Consider the following 26397-nt stretch of genomic DNA (forward strand, 5'->3'; position numbering starts at 1 on the left):
TTGTCCTACTTGGCTACTCTTTTCTTTTCAAATTCTTCAAGAGTGACCAGAACTTCTCTCGGTTTGCTTCCCTCATACGGACCGACAATTCCGTTCGCTTCCATCATGTCGATCAAACGGGCCGCCCGGGTATATCCCACCCGCAACCGGCGCTGAATGAGAGACACAGACGCCGTTTTTGCTTCCAAAACGATTTGCACGGCTTGGGGATAAAGCTCATCCTGGATCTCATCAACCGTTGCATTCTCGCTCGCAGCCGGAATCATCTCTTCATTGTACTTAGCTTCCTGTTGTGTTTTTACAAATTTGACAACAGATTCCACCTCTTCATCCGACAAAAAAGCTCCTTGTACCCGAATCGGTTTGGAAGCACCGATCGGAAGATACAGCATATCTCCCCGGCCCAACAATTTATCCGCTCCTCCCATATCCAAGATCGTACGGGAATCGGCTTGGGAAGAAACGGCAAAGGCAATCCGGGACGGAATATTGGCTTTAATCACCCCGGTGATCACATCGACTGAAGGGCGCTGAGTAGCAATAATCAAATGAATACCCGCGGCCCGGGCCATCTGGGCCAGCCGGCAGATGGCATCCTCCACATCTGCAGGAGCTACCATCATCAAGTCAGCCAACTCATCCACAATGACAACTATGTACGGAAGGGGCATTAGGCTGCCGTCTTCGTTTTGCTCGGCGGCCATTTGGTTATAGCGCTCGATATCGCGGGCGCCGTTTTTTGCGAATAACTCATAGCGCTTTTCCATCTCTGACACGACTTTTTTCAGAGCGACCGCTGCCTTGCGCGGATCTGTCACCACCGGAGCCAGCAAATGCGGGATACCGTTATAGACATTCAGTTCTACCATTTTGGGGTCAATCATCATCAACTTGACTTCATCCGGCCGCGCTTTGTACAAAAGGCTGGTGATAATTCCGTTAATACAGACACTTTTTCCGGACCCTGTGGCGCCGGCGACCAATAAATGGGGCATTTTCGCCAGATTGGCCACAATCGGTTCACCGGAAATGTCTTTTCCAAGGGCAATGCTCAGTTTGGAAGTCGCCTCCTGGTATGAAGGGCTTTCCAGAACATCCCTGAGTCCGACCAATGCTACTTCGGCATTGGGCACTTCAATCCCAACCGCGGACTTTCCGGGAATCGGGGCTTCGATTCGAATATCTTTGGCCGCCAAGGCCAGGGCGATATCATCCGCCAAATTGACGATCCGGCTGACCTTTACCCCGATCTCCGGTTGAATTTCGTATCTGGTCACTGTCGGGCCGCGGTGAATCGCCGTCACTTTCGCCTGTACCCCGAAGCTGGATAAGGTTCTGATCAGAGTGGCAGCATTATGTTCAATGTCCTCTTTCTCCCCGGTGCTTCTCTTCTTAGGCCTGTAGAGAAGCTTTAACGGCGGCAGTCGGTAATTGGACATTTGGGTTTCCGACCGAAAACGGACCTCCACTGATTCCGCCTCTTGCTCAGGCGGGGAGTTCGGCTTCTTCTTCTCTCCCGATTGCTCCAGAGGCAAGGTAAGCTGCTCATTATTCTTTTCATTCTTCGCTTGTGCGGCTTGTATGTACGCCTGATCTTCGTAATCATAAATGACTGGCTTGTCCGGCTCATGAATGGGATCCAAACTGACTTGGGGGAATGGCGCCTTCTTTGACTTGGCAGGCTGCTTTTGCTTTTTTTGTTTCTGCTCATATTGCTGACGCACAAACCGGGCCAGGGAGTCCTTCACCCGTTTCTTCTGATTCTTCCATCCCGTGCGGATGGATTTAAAGAAATTCGCAAAGGAAAATCCCGTAACCAAGAGAAAACCGGACAACACGAATGCTCCCAAAGCAATAATTGTCCCCGTATCATCAAATAAAAAATACAAGAGAGAATAAACGATGGCTCCCACCATTCCGCTGCCTACATCCATGGGCAGGCGGGACTGCCTTTCCTCAAGCAGCAGATTCCAAGTCGTATCGAGGATGCTTCCCGTCATCCCTTGATCTTTCAACGCCTGGAACGTGAGGAAATGGTTAAAGGCCAAGAGCGATAAAAGCATGATCACAAATCCCGTCACCCGTGGTGACCAATGCCCGGGCCATTTCCGGTTGACGATGACGTAGATGGCCAGCCCGACTCCCATCAAGGGAATAATAAAATCCCACGTTCCGACGATGAAGCGTGAGAGATACGTTAAATTCCGGCCGATGGCCCCGTAGCTGGCCATGGTGATCAAGGAGAGAGCTAAAATGATAATCCCGTAGATTTCAAATAATATCTCTTGTTTGAGTTGTTGTTGGCGAGTTGGATCTTTTTTCTTTTTCTTAGGCATGACAACCACCTTTTCTACCATCCAGTCCATTCCCATTATAGCATGGAAATGCTCGCCAGCAGACAACTCATCTAAATTTTTGGAAATAGTTGCACTTTGTTTCCCGGTTGAAAGCGCGGATCCAGATAATGATCGGGATTCGGGGAGAGAATCCTCACGATGGTGGCTTCCGATGCATTTTCCAGCTGAATCACCATCTGTACACCATCGATGACCACTTCTTTTTGCTCCGGCCTTTTTTGATGATTGGAATCAAAAAAAATAAGCTCCTCCGGCAAAATGGTGTAGTGGATCATTGCAACAGTTCTCCTTTTTTCGCTTTGATCTTATTATTGAGCTCCCCAAGGGCATCCGAAATGCCGCCCACCCGGTCGATCAAACCGTATTCCACCGCATCCCGGCCGATCACGTTCGTACCGATATCCCTCGCCAGTTCCCCGGTCCGGAACATCAGCTCACGAAATTTTTCTTCTGTAATGTTGGAATGCCGGGCGACAAACCGAATCACCCGGTCCTGCATTTTTTCCAGGTATTCAAATGTTTGCGGGACACCGATCACAAGTCCCGTTAAACGGACGGGATGAATGGTCATGGTCGCCGTCTCAGCGATGAAAGAAGTATCAGCCGCTACAGCGATCGGGACACCGATGCTGTGTCCTCCGCCCAGGACGATCGATACAGTGGGTTTGCTCATCGTGGCAATCATTTCGGCGATGGCCAGTCCGGCTTCCACATCCCCTCCCACCGTGTTCAGAATGATGACAACGCCTTCAACTTTTGGATTTTGCTCAGCCGCCACAATTTGCGGGATGACATGTTCATATTTGGTTGTCTTGTTTTGCGGCGGCATAACCAAATGGCCTTCGATTTGTCCGATCACGTTCAGACAAAAAATATTGGACTCCAATTGCGGTACATTCGCCGCCCCCAATTGCTGAATGGCCTGAACTGCGGTTGCTTTCTTAGCCAATTCCTCTTCTGCCGGTTTTGGCTGCTCTGCAGCATACTCTTCGTTCATCATCCATTTCCCTTCCTTTCAACCAATCTTCCGTTAGTATGCACGGAAGTAAGCCAAGTTATGGGGAAGGGTGACTCAAAGTTCGATCAGAATGAACGATCTTATTCTACGAACGAGGCGTGATCAACAACCCGCATCTGTGAAGCTCCATGTGGGGGTCCATTTGAACGGGTTTATTCTAAAATTTTATTAAATCTTATTGTTGATCGTAAAATGAACGGACCTTATTTAAAAAAAGAGCGGAAAAAGCGGATTTGCGGTTGGGAGCCCTGGCTTTTTACTTGTGCCAGCGCGGCCCGGTAAAATTGATACCCTTTCATATGCGGGCCGTGAGGATTCAGATAACGTTTGCGAAATTCGGTCGAATTGACGTCCTCAACCAGTTCCAAACCCCGTGATTCCAAGTACTCTGGCAGCTCTTCCGGAATCATTCCATACGTCCAAGGTTCTCCGATTCGTTGCAATAATCGGTAAATTCTCCGTAAACTCGGGTCTTCGGCCAGTGCATCAATCGTGTCTTTATGAACATAAGTAAACAGAACAAAACTCCCCGGAGCCGTACGGCCAATGAACCGGAGCGTGGTATCGACAGCTTGTTCACTGAGATAATTGGTGACCCCTTCCCAAATGAAAAATGCAGGACGTTTCATGTTAAATCCCGCATCTGATAATGCCTGTTCCAGTTTCTGGGTATTCAAGTCTGTTTCAACAAAAGTCACATCCTCAGGCACTGGACCGAGGATTCTTTTCAATTTCTTTTTCTTCTCAAACAAAGTTCCGGGCTGGTCCACTTCAAAAACACGAATCCGGCCGACAGTCGGAATGCGGTAGGCCCGGCTGTCAAACCCGGAACCCAAAATCACCACCTGCTTGATTCCTTTTTCTAACGCATTAATGAGATGATCATCAATCAGTCGCGTTCGGGCGACTCCGGATGCCCTGGCACCGGGTCCCCATCGGTCAACCAGGTACGGAACCGATTTTCCAATCAAAGGAATCCTGGACAGGTAAGCAGCCGCTTGTAAAGATGAACTGAGAAACCTGACTGCATATGGATCTTCAAATAAACGGCGTTCTTTCGGGTACGAATACTCCAGCGCGCGAAAAAAAGCGACAAATTCCGCTGTTTTGCTCGCATGATCATGATTCAAAGTCATGGTTTTATCTCACTCCCGACGGGTTTATATCTCTGTTGTTTGATAAGTTTTTGATTCATTCTTATGTATTTTTTCGTTCAGTTATGTTTGTGTTTCCCGCCGAACTCACCGTCCAGTGAAAACAAAACAGCCATCACACCTCGATCCAGGTGTAATGGCTGTTTTTTCATTATCGAGTTTCTATACTTCCATGATGATCGGCAAGATCATCGGGCGGCGGCGTGTGCGTTCAAAGAGGAATTTGCTCAAAGAATCGCGAATGCTTGTTTTCAGCGACGCCCATTCACTCACCTGATCTTTCATGCATTTTTCCATGGTTTGGCTGACGACTTGGTTGGCTTCTTCTAATAATTTCTCGGATTCACGAACATAGACGAAGCCGCGCGAAATGATGTCGGGGCCGGATAATATGGTCCCGTTTGCTTTACTTAGGGTGACGACAACAACAAGAATACCATCTTGTGAAAGGAGTTTGCGGTCTCTTAGAACAATATTTCCAACATCTCCAACGCCTAAACCATCGATGAGAATTTTTCCGGTGGGGACTTTCGGGCCGTATCTTGCCTTTCCTCCCGAAATCTCAACAGTATCCCCATTGTCGCAGATAAAGATATTTTCAGGTCGAACTCCTACAGATTCGGCAAGTTGGGCGTGAGCACGCAACATGCGGTACTCACCGTGAATCGGAATAAAGTATTTGGGTTTCATCAGACTGAGCATCAATTTAAGGTCTTCTTGTGAACCATGTCCGGAAACATGAACATGAGCAGTGGTACTGTAGACCACATCGGCACCAATACGGAATAACTGGTCGACCGTGCGGCCGATCAATTTTTCATTTCCGGGGATCGGGGTTGCGGCAATGATCACGGTATCACCCGGCAAAATCTCCACTTTGCGGTGGGATGCGTTTGCCATCCGGGTGAGTGCAGACATGGATTCCCCCTGGCTTCCCGTGGAAATCACCGCCACTTTGTGAGCAGGCAGACGGTTGATTTCATCAGGGTCAATCAACAAGTCGGATGGGATATGCAAATACCCCAAATCGGAGGCGATATTGACCACATTTACCATACTGCGTCCGACCACCGCAAGTTTTCGGCCGTACAAGTGGCAGGCGTCCACCACCTGTTGAATGCGATGGATATTGGAAGCAAATGTGGCAACAATCACCCTCTGCTTGGCTCTGCGGAACACATCTTTGATGCCTTCGCCAACCGTCCGTTCCGACCCGGTAAATCCAGGACGTTCCGCATTCGTGCTGTCCGATAGCAGGCACAATACCCCTTTTTTACCAATTTCAGCCATCTTGTGAAGATCTGCCGTCAGTCCATTGACAGGAGTCATGTCAAACTTGAAGTCTCCGGTATGTACCACGGCACCTTCAGGTGTTTCAAGACAAACTCCGACAGAATCCGGAATGCTGTGGTTGGTATGAAAAAAGGAGGCCTTCATCGATCCTAACGTGATTACGGACTCATTGTTGACAATAATCCGCTTGGTGTCATTTAAAATGTGAGCTTCACGCAACTTGTGCTCAATCAGGCCCATGGTCAGCTTGGTTGCATAGATGGGCACATTTAACTGGCGCAAAATGTACGGAAGCCCGCCGATATGATCCTCGTGTCCATGTGTCAGAATGATTCCACGCACTTTATCCTGATTCTCAATCAAGTAGGTGATATCGGGAATGACGATATCGATCCCCAACATTTCCTCTTCCGGAAACATCAAACCCGCATCGATGACAACGATGTCATTCCCGTATTGAACCACATACATGTTTTTTCCGATTTCATCCAACCCACCGAGAGCAAAAATAAGTAGTTTGCCTCGCTGGTTTTTCGTCAATCAAGTAAACCTCCTATATTTAGTTGTTGGTCACCCTAAACCGCACAAATCTCACTTGTTCCCATTATATACGATTGAAAAATGAATATGCAACCAAATATTTAAACTTGACAATTTCGACAGCTCTCTTTTCCATCGGCTTATCAATAGTTCAACGATTGAAAGCCGCCCTCCCGGGAGGAAGAGCGGCTTTGTTCACAATCATCCTAACAGGCGTACCCAGTCATCGGCTTCAGCTTTTTGTTTTTCGTCCAATTCAACGAGCGGAAGGCGAACATAAGGATCGCACCAGCCTTTTTGAGACATGGCATATTTGAGGGGAACCGGGCTGGTCGTCATAAACAAGCCATTAAATACCGGCAGCAACTTTTTATGCAACGCCAAAGCCTTGGAGTTGTCACCGGCGAAGAAAGCATCGATCATCTCTTTCATCTCGCGGCCTGCCACATGGCTGGCGACGCTGACGACTCCTGCCCCGCCCACAGCGAGAACCGGTAATGTCAATTTATCATCTCCGCTGTATACGGCAATATCATCGCCAACACGGGCAATCACTTCGGAAATTTGGCCCAGATCCCCGCTCGCTTCTTTGATCGCGACAATGCTGTCAATCTCGGTGAGACGGACCATCGTTTCGACGTCCATGTTTATACCGGTCCGACCCGGAATGTTATAGAGCATGACCGGCAGTTGAGTCGACTCTGCTATCGCTGTAAAATGTCGGATCAAACCCTGTTGGGAAGGTTTATTATAGTAAGGCGCGACCAGCATAATGCCGTCGACACCGATTTCCTCCGCTTGTTTGGTGAGCTGAATGCTTTGCGCCGTATTATTGCTTCCGGTACCGGCGATGACTTTGGCACGTCCGGCAACTTTGTCGACAGTAAAACGGAACAATTGAAGCTTTTCGTCATGGGATAAGTTCGGCGATTCGGCCGTTGTTCCGGACACGACGATTCCATCGCTTCCGGTTGCAATCAAACGTTCAATGCATTCTTCCAAACGGGGCCAGTCAATTTCATTATTGCGAGTAAACGGGGTAAACATCGCTGTGATTAGACGCCCAAATACCACAAATTTTCTCCTCCATTCACATCAAGAATATTTTAAACGGTGCAGTTCGAATTTCCTGTGCAGAGCCCGAACCGCCCTGACCATGTCCGTGCCGCGCACAAGGACCCAGATGGTGGTATGAGAGTCTGCAGATTGCAGGATTTGAATATCTTCTTCCGTCAGAGCTTCCACGATTTTAGCCATCACGCCCGGCACGCCGGCAATTCCGGCACCGACCGTGGAGACTTTGGCACAATTGCGGTTGAGCTCCGGCTCCAAGTCCAGCTCGAGCAGGATTTTCTCAGCCCGCTCAGCTAATTCATCGTAAACGGTATAAGCAATTCCGCTGGGGTTCACACTGATAAAGTCAACGCTGATCCCATTTTCCGCCATCGCTTTAAACACTTTGAGTTGAATGTCAAATTGCCCCTGTTTAGCCGGTACTTTGATTTGAGTGACATTAGGCATCTGTGTAATGCCCGTAATCAGCGAATCTCTCAGTTCACCGGCCAGGTGCTCTGCTTCGGCCAAGTTGGTGACCAGGGTTCCCGGATGATCGGACATGGTGGAGCGGACACGGATGGGAACATTGGTCTGCATGGCGATTTCAACGGCACGCGGATGAATCACTTTCGCCCCCTGGAATGCCAGGTTGCACATCTCCGTATAAGTGACTCGATCCAGGGGAATGGCATCTTCGACGATCCGGGGATCAGCCGTCATAATTCCTTCTACATCTGTAAAAATATCCACGTATTCGGCACGAAGAGCCACCCCGAGTGCAGTCGCCGAAGTATCGCTTCCGCCGCGTCCCAGGGTCGTAATCTCTCCATCGGTCGTTTGCCCTTGAAAACCGGTAACGATCACCACTTTCCCTTTTTCCAGCTGCCTTAAAACCCGTTTGGGGTTGATCGTTACAATCTGAGCGTTTGTATGCTTCCCATTGGTTATGATTCCCGCTTGTCCCCCGGTCAGTACACAGTTATCTATTTCATGCCGGGAGAGCAGGCTGGATAAAGTGGTGGCGGAGATGATTTCCCCGCAGCTCATCAGCAAATCCTTTTCCCGCGGTGACAGATGATCCCCATATTGTCTGGCGAGTTCCAACAGCGTATCTGTCGCATAAGGATCCCCTTTTCTCCCCATCGCAGAGACAACGACCACCAGACGATAACCTTCCGCCAAAGCCAATTTGATGTGGTGGAGCACCCGTTCCCGGAGTTGCGGCGATGCCACGGAAGTACCCCCGAATTTCTGCACTAATATTCTCATCATGATCCCTTCTTACTGTCTCTCTATTTCTCTTCTGATACAAGGGCTTCAGCAATTTGAATTGCGTTGGTCGCCGCTCCCTTCAATAGGTTATCCGACACCACCCACAGATTGACAGCACGCGGATGGGTCAAATCCCGACGAATGCGCCCAACGAATACTTCCGTGCGATCTTCGGCATCGATCGGCATCGGATACACTTGCTCTTCGATCGCGTCCTGCACGATCACACCGGGAGCTCTTTTTAACAGTTCCCGCACTTCGCTCAATTCATAATCAGATTTGAGCTCCACGTACACGGATTCACTATGTCCGCGCATGACCGGCACGCGCACACAGGTAGCCGTTACCCCGATGCTTTCATCATTGAAGATTTTTTTGGTTTCCCGGACCATTTTCATCTCTTCCAAGGTGAATCCGTTCTCTTGTGCGACGTCGATTTGGGGTATTACATTAAAAGCCATTTGATAATGTTTGCTCAGCTTTCCAACCGGCAAAATGTTGGCGTTAACCTCTTCGTCATTCAGGACGGCCCGGCTTTGCTCACGCAATTCTTCCGTCGCCTGCCATCCAGCTCCCGACACGGATTGGTAGGTGGAAACAATGATCCGTTCAATTCCGTAATGATCGTAGAGGGGCTTCAGAGCCACCACCATTTGAATCGTGGAGCAGTTGGGGTTGGCAATAATCCCTTTATGCTCGTAGATGGCTTCGCGGTTTACTTCCGGCACCACCAGCGGAACATCGGGATTCATGCGGAATGCATTGGTGTTATCGATGACGACGGCTCCACGGGAGACCGCTTCCGGAGCCAGTTTTTCACTGATACTTCCACCTGCGCTGAACAGAGCGATATCAACACCGGCAAAAGCTTCAGGAACCGCTTCCTGCACGACGATTTCTTCCCCGCGGAAAGAGATGCCCTTCCCCGCGGAACGCGCCGAAGCCAGCGGACGAAGCTCCTTCACCGGAAAATTTCTGAGCTCTAAGTATTTGATCATCTGTTGTCCTACTGCACCTGTTGCTCCGACGACTGCAACCGTGTATCCCCGATTAGACATGCGAACATTCCCCTTCCCCAAGTAAATAAAATAGCAAGGCAGTCCCCCAAAACGAATCGTTATGTAGGGGACTTTGCCATCCTCTCATCTCAGAAAAGCTCTTTTCTATTATGAGGTTAAGTAACGGTATTTTTCAACTATTAATGGCTGTAACTGTTTTCCCTCGATGGCTGCCAGACAAGTTTCGGGAATCAACTCCATTCTTGCTACCATCGATTTCGGTTTTTTCTCAGGGGCATCCTGACCGAAAGGCACAAAATAGATATCTTTGGCTGCCAGCAGTCGGGCGAGGTTTGCCGCATTTAAACCCAGGGCATCATTGGTGGAGATGGCCAGAACGACCGGACGGTGATTTCGCATCTGAGCCTTGGCGGCCATGAGGACAGGTCCGTCGGTAAGCGCGTTTGCCAAGCGGGCCAGTGTGTTGCCCGTACAGGGAGCAATGACGAGGCAATCCAGCATTTTTGAAGGTCCAAACGGCTCCGTTTCCGGAATGGTCATCAGAGGTGTCCTGCCTGTGATGGTCTCAATTTTTCTCTTCCAATCTTCTGCAGTGCCAAAACGGCTGTCAACCGTTGCAACCGTATGAGAGATAATCGGGATCACTTTTGCCCCCAACTGAACCAGCCGTTCCATCTGCGGCAACACTTCATCGTGTGTACAGTGGGAGCCTGTCATGGCAAAGCCAACTGTCAATCCTTCAAAATTCATTGTAAACTTCCCTCCTTATCCACAGCTGCAATCATCAGTTGAGTCATGGTACTCGCCAGAATCCTCCCCGCTGTTTTTGGGGCCACGATCCCGGGCAGGCTGGGAGCCAGGATGGCTTTGATGCCTCTTTTCTCCGCATAAGCATAATCCACTCCCCCGGGCTTGGAAGCCAGATCGATGATGACGGCATCATAGGGCATTTGTGCAAGAACCGGAGCCGTCACTACCAATGCGGGGATGGTATTGAAAATGACATCCGCATCGCGCACTCTTTCTGATAACTCAGAAAGATCGAAGGGTTCCAATCCCATTTCAAATGCCCTGGCCATATATTCCGATCCTCTTACGCCCACTCTTACTTTGGCACCGATCGCATGGAGAGTGCGGGCCAGAGACATGCCAACCCTGCCCAATCCCAAAACGATACAAACTGACCCATGGATGGTGATATCCGTGTGTTGAATCGCCATCATCAGAGCACCTTCGACAGTCGGAATCGAATTGTAAATAGCTACATCATCCCGATCCAATAATTCAATCAGCGTCACATCATAAATTTGGCATAAGTTTCGCAGATAAGACCTGGCCATTCCAGCAAAAACAATGCAATGCTTGGGGAGTGCCTGAATGTGTTCCTCTGTGAGCACCAGTTTTTTGGATGTAAACACGCTGCTGACTTGCCCCTGTTCATCCGTCCCGACGATCGGCAAGACGAGGATATCTGCTTGCTGCAGGACTTCCCGGCTCAATTCTCTCTGTGTTGCACCGCTGAAAGGGCTTTGCAGATTGTCATACCCAATCAGGCTGACTTTGGCATTCATCTGTATGCAGCTTTTGATCACTTCCAGTTGTCGGGCATCTCCACCGAGGAAGACCACATGCTTTCCTGTCAGCATTCGCTCACGACCCCTTTCCCCGGAAGACTTACCGGAATCCATGCATATTGCGAGTTCGCTTCAATGATCACTTGGTTGCATCATATGAAGAGGCGACACTTTCGGTGACACCTTCCCACCGATCCGAGATGGACGAAAAAGAGCATAAAAATAAGCCAGCTCATTTCATCCAAGCCGGCAGTATGATAGAGAAAACGATTGAATAATATTTGTTTGTTACGGTCTGCGTCATATTTGCGCCGCGCTGCTTCAGCCTGTCAACTTAGTCTCTATGAAAACCAGTATCCACAATCACCATTTCCGGTCCGACTTTTTTGATCGTCTTCCAGGATAATGTCAGTTCATGCGTGTGCCTTTTAAACCAGGAAGTGTGGACAGGAATAATCACAGACTCAATTTTTCCGGTTTGCGGATGGAACGACAAGTCGGCATGCGAAAAATTACCCAGTTTCTCACCATTCACCAAGTCGATACACTCTTTGTTCACGAACTCGCTCCAACGCATTCTCCCTCACCTCATCTTCAATGGCTCTTTAGAATGGTATCGCTCGGTGTGGCAAGATATGACAAAAAATCACCTTCTTGATGAAGGTGATCATTTACTATTGGCTGAATCTTCTCTTTTCTCTTTGAACCTCCACGATCAGGGCGTCCAGCCGCCTGGAGAGCGGCAGTACCCGGGAATCAGAGAGGCGGGAAGGCTCTCCCCCCACCGATTTGTGAAGCTCGGTTCTGAGCCGTTCCAACTCTTCTTCCAACCACTTGATCCGAAGCGTTTCCACCATGGAAACCCACCTCTTCCTATTTACCCGTGTGTCCAAAACCGCCTGTTCCCCGTGAAGTTTCATCCAGCTGTTCAACAACTTGCAACCGGACATCGGGTATCTGCATAAAAACGAGCTGTGCAACACGATCTCCGCGTTTGACTATATAGGGCTGTTCGCCTAAGTTGAGCAAAATGATGCCAATTTCACCCCGATAATCGGCATCAATCGTTCCCGGACTGTTTAATACCGTCAGCCCGTGCTTCAAAGCCAAACCGCTTCTCGGACGAACTTGCGCTTCCAGCCCATGCGGCATCGAAAGGGCCACACCAGTAGGGATAAGCTTCCATTTCCCCGGCTCAATCCGTACAGGTTCCGATACAGCTGCATAAAGGTCAAATCCGCTGGCGCCGGAAGACATTTTAACAGGAAGAGGTATATCTTCGTTCCCTGGCAATTGAATAATTTGGACATCAAGCAAGATTGTTCCTCCTAAAACTTTGTGGCACTTTTCCTTCAGGCGAGATCAGAGCGAGTGACATCGGCGAAGAAAAAATCTCCCGCGCCAATTGGTTTACGTCATCAAGGGTGATTTTTTCGACACTTTCCACAATCTGATCCAGCGTTATATGCCTGCCCAGGAGTAATTCGTTTCTTCCCAATCGGCTCATCCGGTTGTTTGTACTTTCCAGCCCGAGCATGAGGCTTCCTTTGAGCTGTTCTTTTGCTTTATTCAATTCCGAAGCAGTCAACCCGTTTTCTTTCACTTCGGACAAAATGTTTTGAACGCACTCCAATACCTCATTTTCTTGTCCGTGCGCCGTTCCCGCGTAAATGGCAAACAGGCCGGTCTCCCGGTGAGCCGAATGATAAGAGAACACGGAATAAGCGAGTCCCCGTTCTTCCCTGATCTCCTGGAAGAGCCGGGAGCTCATATTGCCACCCAGCACATTATTTAACAAAACCAAAGTATAAATGCGTGAATCGCTGACTGAAAGGCCGGGAAGCCCAAGACAAAGGTGCGTCTGCTCCGTCTTTTTTTTCTTAATCTTAATATTCGGTGTGAACGACGGACGCTTATTTTTAACCGAAACAGAATCCCCTTCGTGCCGGGCAAACGCAGCCTCTACCTGTTGCAGGTAATCATCCGGCAAATTCCCTGCAACGGCGATGACAACATTGTGGGGGTTGTAATATCGATCTTTGTATCGAAGCAAGTCCTCTCTCCTGAAACCCTGGACATTTTCCACGCTGCCGAGTACCGGATGCCCAAGGGCATGATTCCCGAACGAAGCTTCGGACAAGAGGTCATGCACCAGATCATCGGGAGTGTCCTCTACCATCCGGATTTCTTCGACAATCACTTTTTTCTCCTTTTCGATTTCCGTTTCGGCAAACGTGGATTCAAAAAACATATCCGCCAAAATTTCAAGCGAGATGGGAAAGTGCTGGTCAAGTACTTTTGCGTAATAACAAGTCATTTCCTTTGCGGTGAACGCATTGACATGGCCGCCGATTTCGTCAAATGCTTCAGCTAGCTGACGTGCGGTGCGCTTTTTGGTTCCCTTGAACATCATATGTTCAATAAAGTGGGAAATTCCGTTTTCACCGGGGGTCTCATTTTCTGAACCAGTACCGATCCAAATGCCTACCGCCACTGAACGCACGTAGGGAATTTGTTCGGCAACAATACGAATTCCATTGGGTAACGTATGTTTTAAAATCACCTAGATCCTCCTTATCCACGATCCACCGACCTGTAAAAGAAACACCCCTACTATATCAAATCTGCCTGTCCTCCTCAATCATGTCAACCCGTTTGGAGGATAAGACATCACTCACCGTTCCCAGCTTTATTCCCTCTCTCTTCACCGCACGTATGATTTGCGGAAGTGCTTTCACCGTCCGATCCGTCGGATGGGTCAGGATTAAAGTTCCCGGGGAAACGTGCTTTTCAATCTTGCGGATCATCATCTCCGGTGAAGAGGTTTTTTTCCAATCGACGGTATCCAGTGTCCATAAAACCGTTTTCATCTTCTGCTGGTGGGCAACTTCCAGAACCAGCCGGTTGAAATCTCCTGCGGGAGGTGCAAACCATTTGCTCCGAACCTGGAGCGTTTCCTGAATCAGTTTTTCTGTGCGGCTAATCTCCTTGATCATTCTCTCCCGGGAGACCTGACTCATCAGCGGATGGGAATAAGCATGGTTGCCGATTTCATGCCCTGCTTGTACGATTTTTTTCGCTTCTTCCGGATGTTTGGACAACCACGAGCCATCCAGAAAAAATGTCGCTTTCACCTTTTCCTGAGCCAGGATCTTGAGCATGGCCGGCAAATGTTCGGTTCCCCAGGCTACATTCACCATGATCGCAGCGGACTTCTTCCGTTCATTCCCCCTGTAAATCGGCTCAATCCCCAAATCCTCCAGTGTTTTTTGCGGCGGAATCTCCCTGTACACCCAAGCGATTTGATTTTTGTTTTTTTGCTTCAGGGTTTTTGCAACGGTTGCCTCCACATCCACTTCACGGCCATTTAATCCGGGAATTGCTTTCCATACCCGGTCCACACGCGCATCAACCGGCTTTATGTAATGTTTCGGCGCCTCTTTTATCACCTGTTCACGAATCCGGCGGGCTTCGTCCGTTTGCATAAATACAGCCACGTCTTGCTCATTTTTGACAGAGGTAATATAGGAAATTACCGGCGGAGATTGTACAATCAAAACAACAAAAACGGCCGACAGAATAAGGGCTGCCACTCGCATAGGAATCATGGGGCTTATACACCTCCTTTTTTCCTAAATTATGCGGGGGGACAACTCCCTATTCACAGCCGTTGGAAGACGTAAAAAAAGAGACAGATCGCTCTGACTCTTTTGTTGCAGGATGTTTATCCGGAGATTTCCTTTTGCTTTGCCGCCTCTTCTTTCAACACCGCTTTTCGCGACAGGTTGACACGGCCTTGATCATCGATTTCCGTCACCTTAACCAGGATGGTATCCCCGATGTTTACGACATCCGTCACTTTGGCCACCCGGTTGACATCCAACTGCGAAATGTGCACCAGTCCCTCTTTGCCGGGGAAGAGCTCCACGAAGGCTCCGTACTTCTCCACGCGTTTCACCGTACCCAAATAGGTTTCGCCGACAACCACTTCACGCACCAGGTCTTCGATAATTTTCTTCGCCTTCTCATTTTGCGTGACATCGGGTGAAGCGATGTAAATCCGGCCGTCTTGCTCAATGTCGATTTTGACACCGGTCTCCTCGATAATTTTGTTGATCACACGGCCGCTCGGACCGATCACATCCCGGATTTTATCAGGATGGATGCGGATGGTAAGGATTTTCGGCGCATAGGGAGAGAGCTCTTTGCGCGGTTCAGATATGGTTGCTTCCATGTTATCGAGAATGACCATTCGCGCTTTTCTGGCCTGATCCAGAGCCCTTTCCAAAATATCGCGATCAATCCCCGCAATCTTGATGTCCATCTGAAGGGCCGTGACCCCTTTACGCGTTCCGGCAACTTTAAAGTCCATATCGCCCAGATGATCTTCCATGCCTTGAATGTCCGTGAGAATGGTTACCCGGTCGCCCTCTTTGACCAGTCCCATCGCGATTCCGGCCACAGGTGCCTTGATCGGAACACCGGCATGCATCAAAGCAAGAGTAGAAGCACAAATGCTGGCTTGAGAAGTGGAACCGTTTGACTCCAGGACTTCGGAGACGACACGAATCGTATATGGAAACTCATCTTCTGACGGAATTACCGGTTCCAATGCACGTTCCCCAAGAGCTCCATGCCCGATTTCACGGCGGCCGGGCGCCCGAATCGGACGTGCTTCACCCACGCTGAAAGGCGGGAAGTTATAATGGTGCATAAATCGTTTCGATTCTTCCAAATCCAAACCGTCGAGAATTTGCACATCTCCCAAAGCTCCCAGTGTACACACACTCAATACTTGTGTCTGTCCCCGTTTGAAGAGGCCCGACCCGTGTGTGCGCGGCAAGATTCCGATTTCACTGGTGAGCGGACGGATTTCGTCGACAGCCCGTCCGTCAGGACGTATTCCTTCTTCGAGAATTAAACGGCGAACTTCTTCTTTCACAATCTTATCCAGCACGACATGGATGTCTTTCTCTTTTTCCGCAAAAGCCTCTTCTCCAAGCTCCTGCATCATTTGTTCGGCGACCTCAGCTTTTACTTGATCGATTGCATCTTGGCGGGCTTGCTTTTCTCCCACCTGCACCGCTTTCAACAAGTTCCCGGTCGCCAATTCGCGGACCCGCCGGTCCATTTCTTCATCCACCTGATACAACTCGGTTTCCATCTTCGGCAGGCCGACCTGAGCCACGATCTCTTCCTGGAATGCGACCAACTCTTTAATCTTTTCATGCCCAAACAGAATCGCTTCCAGGATCACGTCTTCGGGAACTTCATCCGATCCTGCTTCCACCATGTTAATACCGTCTTTCGTACCGGCCACGACCAGATGAAGATCCGACTTTTCCATTTGCTCAACCGTCGGGTTGATCACAAATTGTCCGTCGACACGGCCGACGATGACCCCGGCAATCGGTCCGGCAAAAGGAATGTCCGAAATGCAAAGAGCCGCGGATGCACCGATCATCGCAGCAATTTCAGTAGAGCAATCCTGATCTACTGACATCACCGTGGTGACTACTTGTACTTCATGGCGAAATCCCTCATCAAACAGCGGACGGATGGGACGGTCGATCAAACGGCTGGCTAAGACCGCTTTTTCGCTGGGCCGGCCTTCTCGTTTAATAAATCCGCCGGGAATTTTTCCGACTGCATACAACCGTTCTTCATAATTGACCGTCAGCGGGAAAAAATCCGCCTCTTTAGGTTCTTTGGAAGCTACCACTGTTGCTAGTACGGCGGTATCCCCGTAACGAACCATCACAGAACCATTGGCTTGTCCGGCAAATTTTCCAATCTCCAGGATGAGGCTGCGGCCCGCGAGCTCCGTCTGAAATGTTGCTGGTTCCATGGTACAACGACTTCCTCCTCTCAAAACGCAAACAACATACCATACTTCTTCATATGTACAGTATGTTCCTTCTCGCCCTCTTTTAAAAGGCATACGATACGCCAAAAAAGCGGGGCCAGTTACCCCGCTTTCTGTTACCTGCGCAATCCAAGTTTTCGGATGAGCTCACGATAACGAGTGATGTCCTTATTTTTGAGGTAGTTCAACAAATTACGGCGTTGGCCTACCATTTTCAGAAGACCGCGACGAGAGTGATGGTCTTTTTTGTGATCCCGCAGATGGTTGTTCAGCTCGTTAATCCGATGCGTTAAAATGGCGATTTGAACTTCCGGAGATCCGGTATCACCTTCGTGCGTTTTAAACTCATCGATAATTTCGCGTTTACGCTCATTCGTCAAAGCCATGATCCAAACACCTCCTTACTCTTCCAAACCCCTGTGACCCAGATCATCGCCGAGGCCATCGATCATCCGAGTCAAGGTTGACAGCCAAAAATGCAACAACTGTCACGGGGATAAGTATAACACAGGTAGATGACAGAGTACAATAAATCCGCAAAAATTATTTATTCGACAAACGATGTGGCCAACCATTCTTCTGCCGTCTGCTTATCTGCACGGATTTGACGGATAAGAGCTTCTACAGAAGGAAACTTCCTTTCTTCACGAATAAAATGCAGGAATTCAACTCTCATGGTTTGCCCATACAGATCCGCGTTTTCTCCCAACAGATGGACTTCCAACCGTTCACGGGGAGTTGGGTCGGAAAAAGTGGGGCGCACGCCAATATTCATAATTCCGGGAGCCAACTTACCGGCAACGCGGGCCCGTACAACGTATACGCCGCGCCGCGGAACCAGGAAGGGCTGTGTCAAGGCAAGGTTCGCTGTTGGAAAACCCATCAGCCGCCCCCGTTGGTCACCTGGCACAACGGTTCCTTCAATCAGATAATTTCTGCCGAGAATTCGGGCCGCTCTCTCCATTTCCCCTTCGGCAAGCGCCTGGCGCAAATGCGTACTGCTCACGGTTATTCCTTCCGTTTGGATGGGTTGGACAATGCGGGCCTGAAAATGACCTTCGCCCAATCCTTCCAGATCATCCGCTTTTCCGGCAGCGTGCCGGCCAAAAGTAAAATTGAACCCGGTAACCACCCCTCTGACACCGAGAGGAACCAAGACTTGGTGAACAAATTCCTCTTTTGTCAGTGAAGCAAAGGAGAGGTCGAATTTCATCACATAGGCTCGGGCCACCCCTAATTTGGAAAACTGTTCCAATTTTTCCGGCAAGGGAGTTAAGTAGCGGGTAATATTTGCCTGACCCAACACCTCGCGGGGATGGGGGTGAAAAGTCATCACAGCCGGAAGGGCATTCAGTTCTTCTGCCAGTAATTTCGCTTCTCCGATCACCGCCTGGTGTCCGCGGTGCACTCCGTCAAAATAACCGATGGCAAGAACGATGTTCGTTTCAGGTTCCTGCCGTTCAAAGGGGTAGGATAAAAATATCGTCTGCATCAATTTTCCACATCCCGAAACACTTTTTCCGGTAAGGCCCGTCCGTCCGACTCACAACGGTACAAAGCACAGAACCGGCCAGTTTCAGAATAAACCCGGGCCAAAAAACTTTCTTTCACGGGAGGCGGGCTTTCCAAACGGAGTCCCCATCCGTTCAGCACTCTCTCTTCATCCTCAGAACTCACAACAAGACTGGGAAAATGACCTAAAACTTCGTCGATGGGAGTTACCGCCTCTGCCCATAATCGACGTTCGGCAACCTGCTTCAACTCCTCCAGTGTATAGCAATCATCCAACCGGAACGGGCCGCTCTCTGTACGGACAAGCGATGTCATATGCGCGGGATATCCCAGAGCCTGTCCCAAATCAACACAAAGCGTCCGCACATACGTACCTTTGGAGCAAATCACATCAAAGTCAATCCGGGGATGCTCTCCCGGAATGTAATCGGTGCAAACCAACCGGTAAATCGTCACCTTGCGACTGGGACGCTCGATCTCTTGTCCCGCGCGTGCCCATTCATATAAACGGCGGCCTTGCACCTTCACAGCTGAATACATGGGCGGGGTTTGTTCGATTTCACCCTGAAAGTTTGCAAAGACCCGTTCAATGCTCGAACGGCTTACTTCCGATACCGTAACCTCTTCCAAAACCTTTCCGGCCTGATCTTGCGTATCTGTGGAGATTCCCAGCAGAAATGAACCTTTATACCGTTTGGGCAGTTCTTGAATATATTCTACCACGCGAGTGGCCTGTCCCAAACAAACAGGTAGCACGCCTTCCACTTCCGGATCAAGCGTGCCTGTATGTCCCGCTTTTTTCTGTTGAGCCAAGCGCCGAACCAGAGCCACAATATCGTGAGATGTGTATCCTTTCGGCTTATAAACAGGGATGACTCCGTGTATGGTCACTTTCCCTCACGCTCCAGTTCTGCCTGTATGCGGGAAATCACTTGTGACCGGGCCTCTTCCAGATTGCCGTGTAAGGTGCATCCTGCCGCCCGTGCATGTCCACCGCCGCCGAAATATTGAGCGACCGCTCCCACATTCACCCTTGCCCGGGACCGGAGGCTCACTTTGACGGCCTGTTCTTCTGTTTCCCTGAATAGAATCCCGACATCAACTCCGATGATGTTCCGGGCATAGTTGACAATCCCGTCCAAATCCTCACTGGATGCGGAACATCGTCTCAAATGATCAAGGCTGAGACTCATCCAGGCAATGATTCCGTCATCGGAACGTTCCAGCGTCTGTAGAGCTGTTTGCAGCAATTGAAGTTGTTCCATGCTTGTTGTTTCAAGTACCAGATCCGCAATGACGTGCGCCTCAATTCCCACTTCCATCAATTGTGCGGCTTGGCGGAGCACGCGGGGGCTCGTGTTGGAATAGCGGAACCCGCCTGTGTCGGTGAGCAAACCGGTATAAATCAATGTTGCCAGAGGAGGGTTCCAAGGGATCTGTAAGTGCTGAATCCACTCAAACAATATCTCCGCCGTAGCCGCAGCGTCCGGATCAACCACATTTACTGTTCCATACAGGTCATTGGTCACATGGTGATCCAGATTTAAAATCCTGACATCTTCAGCAAACAGATCCCGGCACTTCCCCATGCGCTCCCGATCTGCACAGTCCAGTGCAACGACATAGCGGAATTTTTGCTTTACTTGTCCCGGCTGGAGAATTTGTTCCGCTTCGGGAAGAAACGCAAATTTCTTCGGGATGGGAGATTCATTGGCCATGGTTACCTCTTTTCCCAGGGAGCGGAGAAGTAACGCCGTCGCGATCGTCGAGCTGACCGCATCCCCGTCGGGATGAAGATGGGAAACAACCAGCAGATGATCCGCATTTTTGACGAACTGGGTCGCTTGCTCCAATCGATCCTTCATCGGTTCTTCTCCTGCTGGTTGATATCGTGAAGCAATCGCGTAATATGTTCGCTATGCTCTAACGATTCATCCATGGCAAAGACGATTTCGGGAACATGACGCAGTTTGATACGCCGGCCTATTTCGGAACGTATATAGCCTTTTGCCTTTTCCAGCCCGGCCAGGGTTTCTCGCTTTTCTTCCTGTGTCCCCATCACGCTGACATATACTTTGGCAATTTGCAAATCACCGCTCATCTCAACAGCGGTTACCGTTACAAAACCGATGCGGGGGTCCTTGATCTCTTGCTGGATTATTTGACTCAATTCTTTCTTTACCTGTTCGCCGACACGGCTCACTCGAATGCGGGCCATTGTCGACACCTCCTCCGCTAAAACTTACACAAAGGTGACATCAGTATCCAAAATCATGAGACCATCCGTTTCTTCCAACAGACGAAGAGCCCCTCTGAGTTCCTTTTCCACGATACTTTTGTCACTTCCGACACCCGCCATCGCGAGTGTCGTCCATTGCCTGTCATCCTGATGGCCCACTTCGGCAACGGAAAGGTTAAATTTATTTTTGATCCTCGTGAGGCCGCTTTGGATGACCCGTCTTTTGTCTTTTAAAGAAGAAGAACCGATCACTCTGCCCGTCACTTCCTGGACGCCCACATACATCAGGCTCTCTCCACTTCTTCGATGACATAGACTTCAATGATGTCTCCTTCTTTGATGTCATTATAATTTTCCAATGTTAAGCCGCATTCATACCCTTGGGCTACTTCTCTGACATCATCCTTAAACCGCTTGAGCGTATCCAATTTGCCTTCGTGGATGACTATTCCGTCACGGATGAGCCGAATATGCCCGTCGCGGACCACTTTCCCCTCAGTCACATAGCAGCCGGCGATGGTGCCCACTTTGGAAACCTTAAAGATCTGCCGCACTTCTGCCGTTCCCATCACTTTTTCTGCGTATTCGGGATCGAGAAGCCCTTTCATGGCAGCTTCGATTTCCTCAATCGCGTTGTAGATCACCCGGTGCAGACGGATATCCACTTTTTCCTGCTCGGCCATCGCACGCGCATTCGGTTCCGGACGCACGTTAAACCCGACGATGATCGCGTTGGAAGCAGAGGCGAGAATGATATCGGATTCGGTAATCGCCCCGACACCGGAATGGATGATTTTCACCCGCGCCCCCTCAACATCGATTTTTTCCAAAGAGCCCTTCATCGCTTCGGCGGAACCATGAACGTCAGCCTTGATGATGACGTTTAACTCTTTCATTTCGCCTTCCTGGATTTGTTTGAACAAATCGTCCAGGGTGACGCGGTTGGTTGCACCCCGCTCTTGTTCTTTGGCTTTCGCCAGCCTTTTTTCAGCAATGGCACGCCCTTTTTTCTCGTCTTCAAAGACCATGAAGGGGTCACCGGCATTCGGAACGTCGGGAAGTCCGAGAATTTCCACCGGCATCGAAGGCGGGGCTGCTTTGACACGGCGTCCGCGGTCGTTGATCATGGCCCGGATTTTTCCGAAATAATTGCCGACAACCACGCCGTCGCCTACTTTGAGTGTACCATTCTGCACCAGAACGGTAGCCACCGCTCCGCGTCCTTTATCCAACTCGGCTTCAAGGACGACTCCACGGGCGCGTTTGTTGGGATTGGCTTTCAACTCCTGCACTTCAGCCACTAACAGAATCATTTCCAGCAGGTCGTCAATGCCTTCGCCTTTCAGCGCCGATACAGGAACAAAGATGGTGTCTCCGCCCCACTCTTCCGGCACAAGGCCGTGTTCCATCAGCTGTTGTTTGACGCGGTCCGGATTTGCTTCCGGCTTATCCATTTTATTGACAGCCACGATAATCGGCACATCAGCAGCTTTCGCGTGGTTGATCGCTTCGATGGTTTGCGGCATGACACCGTCATCGGCGGCCACCACGAGAATCGTGATATCGGTTACTCTGGCTCCACGGGCACGCATGGTCGTGAAAGCGGCGTGTCCCGGGGTATCCAGAAACGTAATTTTCTTTCCGTCCACTTCAACCTGATAAGCCCCGATATGCTGGGTAATTCCCCCTGCTTCGCCGGCTGTGACATTGGTGTGGCGTATTTTATCCAGCAAGGTAGTTTTTCCGTGGTCGACATGGCCCATGATGGTAACCACAGGAGGACGCTCTCTTAAATCTTCGGGAGCATCGATTTCTTCTTGTTCTTCGAAGTTGGATTCGTCAATTTCTTCTTTATAATGGACGGTTACACCAAACTCTTCTGCTACGAGGGTCATTGTGTCTACATCGATTTCCTGGTTGATGGTCACCATCATGCCTTGCAGGATCAATTTCCGGATCACTTCGGAGGCTTCTTTTCTGAGAAGTTTTGCAAACTCGCCGACCGTAAGCGGACCGGAAACGGTAATTTCCTTGGGCAGTACAGGAGCCTGCTTTTCTTTGGGAGCCTGTCTTTTGTCCTGCTTTTTCTTATTCCGGCCTTTTCCGCCACGGGAACCTGCGTCTTTGGGTGAATCCTCTTTAAATTTACTAAATTTCCCTTTTTTGGCCGCTGGCTTTTTGCTTGGCAAGGTTTCGAAATCATCAGCACCCGTTACCAGGATCGGCGCACCTTCCTGCGCGACTTCCGGCTCCGGCGTACGCTGACGTGCCGGTTTTGCTTTGGCATGGCTTTGGTTTTGGTTTGGCTTGTTGGGTCGTGAACCTTTATTGTGATTCGGTTTCGGTCTTCCATTTTTGTTATGGCCGGATGCTTGGCGGTTGTTGGGCTTGTTTTTGCTTTTCTTCTCTCCCTGGGGCTTCTGTTCAGTCTTGGTGTCCACGGCGGTTGCCCCTTGCTTTACATCTTTAAAAAATTGCTCCACTTTTTGTATCATTCCTTCATCCATAACGCTCATATGATTGTTTACTTTCAGGTCCATTCGTTCGAGAATCGTGAGTACTTCCTTGCTGCTCATGTTCATTTTTTTGGCGTATTCATATACACGCATTTTTGTCAAACCGTTCACCCCCGTCACTTACTGAGCCAGTTTTTGAATTGAGCGGGCAAATCCTGGTTCGGTCACCGCGAGAACGACCCGCTCCGCTTTTCCGATGGCATTTCCCAATTCATGCCTGGTTCCGTATCTGAGAATCGGGACATTGTAAGAGGAACACTTGTCGGTCAGCTTTTTTTCCGTATTTTTCGCTGCATCCGTCGCCAAGAGAACGAGGCAAGCTCTTCCCGATCTCACTTCGCGCAACACCAGCTCTTCACCGGAAACGATTTTTCCGGCCCGCATCGCGAGTCCAATCAGTTGCATCGCTTTATTCATCGGGTGCTACCTGCTTTACATATTCTCTCAGCTGATCATAGATTTCCGGTGAAACCTGGGTTTTCAAAGCACGTTCCAACGCTTTTTTCTTTTGCGCTAAATCGATATATTCCAATTTGGCACACAGATAAGCGCCGCGTCCTGATTTCTTGCCGGTAGGATCGATGATGATTTCATTTTCAGGAGTGCGAACCACACGGATGAGACTTTTTTTCGGAAACATTTCCTGAGAAGCTACACACTTTCGCATGGGAACTTTTCGTTGCTTCATGACCCTGGTAACCTCCTGCTATAGACAATATGGGATAAGAGCAGAAGTTGTGTTTAATCCTGTTCTTCGGGAGAAGGTAGCTCAGCATCTTCAGGACCCGGATTTGCTTCCGATTCACTCTTGATATCGATCTTCCAATTCGTGAGCTTTGCTGCCAGCCTTGCATTTTGTCCCTCTTTGCCGATGGCGAGTGAGAGTTGATAATCCGGCACAACAACACGGGCCATTTTCTCTTCTTCATAAATCGTAACCGAAATCACTTTGGATGGGCTGAGCGCGTTGGCAATCCATTCTTCCGTATTGTCGGACCAGCGCACGATATCGATTTTTTCGCCGCGAAGCTCGTTGACGATGGTTTGTACGCGCATGCCGCGATGTCCGACACACGCCCCGACCGGGTCCACATTGGGATCGCGTGAATAGACGGCCACCTTGGAACGTTGCCCGGCTTCCCGTGCCACCGACTTGATTTCTACGATCCCATCGTATATTTCCGGCACTTCAAGCTCAAACAGGCGCTTTAACAACCCCGGATGAGTGCGGGAAACGAAAATCTGCGGTCCTTTTGTGGATTTTTCCACTTTGGTGATATAAGTTTTGACACGATCCCCGTGCTTGAACCGCTCTCCCGGCATGGTTTCGGAGTGGGGAAGCAACGCTTCCACGCGTCCCAGATCCACATAGTAATAGCGGTTGTCGGCACGCTGCACAACCCCCGTTACAATATCATCTTCGCGGTCGATAAAATCCTGGTAAATGACGGCGCGCTCCGCTTCACGAATCCGCTGGGTCACCACTTGTTTGGCCGTTTGTGCCGCAATGCGCCCAAAATCAGCCGGGGTAACCTCAATTTCAACGATATCGCCCAGCTGATAAGCGGGGTTAATCTCTCTAGCCGCTTCGAGGGAGATTTCGAGCCGCGGATCCAACACGTCTTCCACCACCGTTTTGCGGGCAAACACACGCACTTGCCCGTTGTTGCGGTTAATGTCTACGCGCACATTTTGCGCAGAGTGGAAATTGCGTTTATAGCCCGAGATCAGAGCTGCTTCAATTGCGTCGATCAAGATATCCTTACTGATTCCTTTTTCTTTCTCCAGTTGACCGAGGGCCTCGATGAACTCAGCATTCATCGGTCATTTTCCTCCCTTCGATTAAAAAACGATCGCTAAGCGGGCTTTTGCGACTTTATCCAGTGGAATCTGAACAGTTTTTCCCTGTTCTTCCACCGTGATTTGATTGTCCTCAAAACGGGTCAGCACACCTTCAAAAGCCTTTTGCCCCTCAATCGGTTCATACGTTGTGATGTAAACATTTTTTCCAACTGCTTTTCGATAGTCCGCCTCTTTTTTCAACGGACGTTCGGCTCCGGGAGAAGAGACTTCCAAAAAATAAGCTCCCGGAATGGGGTCGGCTTCATCCAGTGCCTCACTCAGGCGTTCGCTGACTCGACTGCAGTCATCGAGATCGATCGGTTTGCCCTCACGATCGATAAATACACGCAAAAACCAATTTTGCCCTTCTTTTTTATACTCAACATCAACTAATTCAAGCCCTTCGGCTTCCAGAATGGGCAAAGCAATCTTTTCCACGGTTTCGGTAATCTGGCGGCTCAAGGCCATACCTCCTCATCTGACTGGGGTTAAGTCTTGTGCAAATGCAAAGAGTGGGCGGAAACCCACTCTTTCATGTCAGACGTATCTACACTAAGTATAGCCAAATTGATTATATCACAATCATAAAAAAATGCGCAATTGCATCATGCCAACCGACTTACTTTTCCGCCTGCAAATGACGCTTTTTTGCTTCGAGCGGTTTTCCGGCCGCCTCCCCCTCACCATTCCGTCTGCCACCTGTTCCTCTGCCATGATTTTTTCCACGTTAAATCAATCCCCCCTCCCCTATGAGCGAATTGCCATGCTTGATGATGAAAAAAGGGCGGATAACCTTCATAAATCCGTGCTTCTCCCTGATTGAAGTCACGCTAAGCCCTTCCCTTAACGTATATAATTGATCGGCAGATGTTTTCCCCCTGGAATGTTCCTCAATCCTTTCTGCCACAAATCTCAAATCAGGACGGGTGAAACAGTTAACCAGGAACTTATGTGCTTCATTTGACCACTCCCCATGCCTAAAGGCAGGGGATTCTTGGGTAATCTCCCGCAACCGGGAGAAATAGACCAAGCTCAAACCGTGGTCCCCACGGCGATGAATCTTAAACCTTCTTGCAGAATGTTTTTGGCGGCATTGATGTCCCGATCGTGATGAACACCACATTCCGGGCATGTCCAAT

General features: G+C 49.6%; 29 protein-coding genes. All 29 read right to left on the reverse strand.

Annotation, left to right across the window (positions count from 1 at the left end; genetic code table 11):
- Positions 1 to 5: 5 nt before the first annotated feature.
- On the reverse strand, positions 6 to 2336 hold the full coding sequence (locus BMW55_RS13115; protein ID WP_089970020.1) for an FtsK/SpoIIIE family DNA translocase: 2331 nt from the start codon (positions 2334 to 2336) through the stop codon (positions 6 to 8).
- A 71-nt stretch (positions 2337 to 2407) separates the two neighbouring features.
- On the reverse strand, positions 2408 to 2632 hold the full coding sequence (locus tag BMW55_RS13120; protein WP_089970022.1) for a YlzJ-like family protein: 225 nt from the start codon (positions 2630 to 2632) through the stop codon (positions 2408 to 2410).
- Positions 2629 to 3357, reverse strand: a complete 729-nt coding sequence (locus BMW55_RS13125) for a ClpP family protease (RefSeq protein WP_089970025.1) — start codon at positions 3355 to 3357, stop codon at positions 2629 to 2631. Before BMW55_RS13125 ends, BMW55_RS13120 begins: the two co-directional genes overlap by 4 nt.
- 221 nt (positions 3358 to 3578) lie before the next feature.
- Positions 3579 to 4511, reverse strand: coding sequence for a class I SAM-dependent methyltransferase (locus tag BMW55_RS13130; protein ID WP_089970028.1), 933 nt, complete (start codon positions 4509 to 4511; stop codon positions 3579 to 3581).
- Between the two features lie 180 nt (positions 4512 to 4691).
- Positions 4692 to 6362 carry a ribonuclease J gene (locus BMW55_RS13135; protein ID WP_089970031.1) on the reverse strand — a complete coding sequence of 557 codons (1671 nt, stop codon included), beginning with the start codon at positions 6360 to 6362 and terminating at the stop codon, positions 4692 to 4694.
- 201 nt (positions 6363 to 6563) lie between these two features.
- Positions 6564 to 7436: a 4-hydroxy-tetrahydrodipicolinate synthase gene (gene dapA, locus BMW55_RS13140; protein WP_089970034.1), complete on the reverse strand. Its 873-nt coding sequence runs from the start codon at positions 7434 to 7436 to the stop codon at positions 6564 to 6566.
- A gap of 21 nt (positions 7437 to 7457) precedes the next feature.
- Entirely contained in the window at positions 7458 to 8687 is a 1230-nt protein-coding gene (gene dapG / locus BMW55_RS13145; RefSeq protein WP_089970037.1) for an aspartate kinase, read from the reverse strand.
- A 23-nt stretch (positions 8688 to 8710) separates the two neighbouring features.
- Positions 8711 to 9748 carry an aspartate-semialdehyde dehydrogenase gene (locus BMW55_RS13150; RefSeq protein ID WP_089970038.1) on the reverse strand — a complete coding sequence of 346 codons (1038 nt, stop codon included), beginning with the start codon at positions 9746 to 9748 and terminating at the stop codon, positions 8711 to 8713.
- A 108-nt stretch (positions 9749 to 9856) separates the two neighbouring features.
- Positions 9857 to 10459 carry a dipicolinate synthase subunit B gene (locus BMW55_RS13155; protein ID WP_089970041.1) on the reverse strand — a complete coding sequence of 201 codons (603 nt, stop codon included), beginning with the start codon at positions 10457 to 10459 and terminating at the stop codon, positions 9857 to 9859.
- Positions 10456 to 11355 carry a dipicolinate synthase subunit DpsA gene (gene dpsA / locus BMW55_RS13160; RefSeq protein ID WP_089970043.1) on the reverse strand — a complete coding sequence of 300 codons (900 nt, stop codon included), beginning with the start codon at positions 11353 to 11355 and terminating at the stop codon, positions 10456 to 10458. Before dpsA ends, BMW55_RS13155 begins: the two co-directional genes overlap by 4 nt.
- A 262-nt stretch (positions 11356 to 11617) precedes the next feature.
- The gene (locus tag BMW55_RS13165; RefSeq protein ID WP_089970045.1) at positions 11618 to 11860 is read right to left on the reverse strand and encodes a YlmC/YmxH family sporulation protein; all 243 of its coding nucleotides are present in this window, start codon (positions 11858 to 11860) and stop codon (positions 11618 to 11620) included.
- Positions 11861 to 11957: 97 nt separating this feature from the next.
- Positions 11958 to 12140, reverse strand: coding sequence for a Spo0E family sporulation regulatory protein-aspartic acid phosphatase (locus BMW55_RS13170; protein ID WP_170839925.1), 183 nt, complete (start codon positions 12138 to 12140; stop codon positions 11958 to 11960).
- Between the two features lie 16 nt (positions 12141 to 12156).
- Positions 12157 to 12603, reverse strand: coding sequence for a dUTP diphosphatase (gene dut, locus BMW55_RS13175; RefSeq protein WP_170839928.1), 447 nt, complete (start codon positions 12601 to 12603; stop codon positions 12157 to 12159).
- Entirely contained in the window at positions 12593 to 13846 is a 1254-nt protein-coding gene (locus tag BMW55_RS13180) for a M16 family metallopeptidase (protein ID WP_089970052.1), read from the reverse strand. Before BMW55_RS13180 ends, dut begins: the two co-directional genes overlap by 11 nt.
- A 55-nt stretch (positions 13847 to 13901) precedes the next feature.
- Positions 13902 to 14891: a polysaccharide deacetylase family protein gene (locus tag BMW55_RS13185; protein ID WP_089970055.1), complete on the reverse strand. Its 990-nt coding sequence runs from the start codon at positions 14889 to 14891 to the stop codon at positions 13902 to 13904.
- 116 nt (positions 14892 to 15007) lie between these two features.
- Positions 15008 to 17131: a polyribonucleotide nucleotidyltransferase gene (gene pnp, locus BMW55_RS13190; RefSeq protein WP_089970057.1), complete on the reverse strand. Its 2124-nt coding sequence runs from the start codon at positions 17129 to 17131 to the stop codon at positions 15008 to 15010.
- Between the two features lie 134 nt (positions 17132 to 17265).
- Positions 17266 to 17535: a 30S ribosomal protein S15 gene (rpsO, locus tag BMW55_RS13195; RefSeq protein ID WP_089970060.1), complete on the reverse strand. Its 270-nt coding sequence runs from the start codon at positions 17533 to 17535 to the stop codon at positions 17266 to 17268.
- A gap of 161 nt (positions 17536 to 17696) precedes the next feature.
- The gene (locus BMW55_RS13200) at positions 17697 to 18641 is read right to left on the reverse strand and encodes a bifunctional riboflavin kinase/FAD synthetase (protein ID WP_089970062.1); all 945 of its coding nucleotides are present in this window, start codon (positions 18639 to 18641) and stop codon (positions 17697 to 17699) included.
- A complete protein-coding gene (truB, locus tag BMW55_RS13205) occupies positions 18641 to 19552 on the reverse strand; it encodes a tRNA pseudouridine(55) synthase TruB (RefSeq protein ID WP_089970063.1) in 912 nt (303 codons plus the stop codon). The genes BMW55_RS13200 and truB overlap by 1 nt, the downstream gene beginning before the upstream one ends.
- Positions 19549 to 20526 (reverse strand): DHH family phosphoesterase, encoded by a 978-nt coding sequence (locus BMW55_RS13210; protein WP_089970066.1) that lies wholly within the window; start codon positions 20524 to 20526, stop codon positions 19549 to 19551. Before BMW55_RS13210 ends, truB begins: the two co-directional genes overlap by 4 nt.
- Positions 20523 to 20879 (reverse strand): 30S ribosome-binding factor RbfA, encoded by a 357-nt coding sequence (rbfA, locus tag BMW55_RS13215; protein WP_089970068.1) that lies wholly within the window; start codon positions 20877 to 20879, stop codon positions 20523 to 20525. Before rbfA ends, BMW55_RS13210 begins: the two co-directional genes overlap by 4 nt.
- A 24-nt stretch (positions 20880 to 20903) precedes the next feature.
- A complete protein-coding gene (locus tag BMW55_RS13220; RefSeq protein ID WP_089970070.1) occupies positions 20904 to 21185 on the reverse strand; it encodes a DUF503 domain-containing protein in 282 nt (93 codons plus the stop codon).
- The gene (infB, locus tag BMW55_RS13225; RefSeq protein ID WP_089970103.1) at positions 21185 to 23509 is read right to left on the reverse strand and encodes a translation initiation factor IF-2; all 2325 of its coding nucleotides are present in this window, start codon (positions 23507 to 23509) and stop codon (positions 21185 to 21187) included. The genes BMW55_RS13220 and infB overlap by 1 nt, the downstream gene beginning before the upstream one ends.
- A 27-nt stretch (positions 23510 to 23536) precedes the next feature.
- Positions 23537 to 23833: a YlxQ family RNA-binding protein gene (locus BMW55_RS13230; protein ID WP_089970073.1), complete on the reverse strand. Its 297-nt coding sequence runs from the start codon at positions 23831 to 23833 to the stop codon at positions 23537 to 23539.
- Positions 23826 to 24104: an RNase P modulator RnpM gene (gene rnpM / locus BMW55_RS13235; protein ID WP_089970075.1), complete on the reverse strand. Its 279-nt coding sequence runs from the start codon at positions 24102 to 24104 to the stop codon at positions 23826 to 23828. The genes BMW55_RS13230 and rnpM overlap by 8 nt, the downstream gene beginning before the upstream one ends.
- A gap of 53 nt (positions 24105 to 24157) precedes the next feature.
- On the reverse strand, positions 24158 to 25237 hold the full coding sequence (gene nusA / locus BMW55_RS13240; RefSeq protein ID WP_089970079.1) for a transcription termination factor NusA: 1080 nt from the start codon (positions 25235 to 25237) through the stop codon (positions 24158 to 24160).
- Between the two features lie 21 nt (positions 25238 to 25258).
- A complete protein-coding gene (rimP, locus tag BMW55_RS13245; RefSeq protein ID WP_170839926.1) occupies positions 25259 to 25720 on the reverse strand; it encodes a ribosome maturation factor RimP in 462 nt (153 codons plus the stop codon).
- A 120-nt stretch (positions 25721 to 25840) separates the two neighbouring features.
- Positions 25841 to 25984 carry a hypothetical protein gene (locus tag BMW55_RS19465; RefSeq protein ID WP_170839927.1) on the reverse strand — a complete coding sequence of 48 codons (144 nt, stop codon included), beginning with the start codon at positions 25982 to 25984 and terminating at the stop codon, positions 25841 to 25843.
- A gap of 306 nt (positions 25985 to 26290) precedes the next feature.
- The coding region (locus tag BMW55_RS13255; protein ID WP_139179496.1) for a zinc ribbon domain-containing protein at positions 26291 to 26397 on the reverse strand (107 nt) is incomplete at its 5' end.

It is taken from the genome of Lihuaxuella thermophila (assembly GCF_900110165.1).
Classification (GTDB): Bacteria; Bacillota; Bacilli; order Thermoactinomycetales; family Thermoactinomycetaceae; genus Lihuaxuella; species Lihuaxuella thermophila.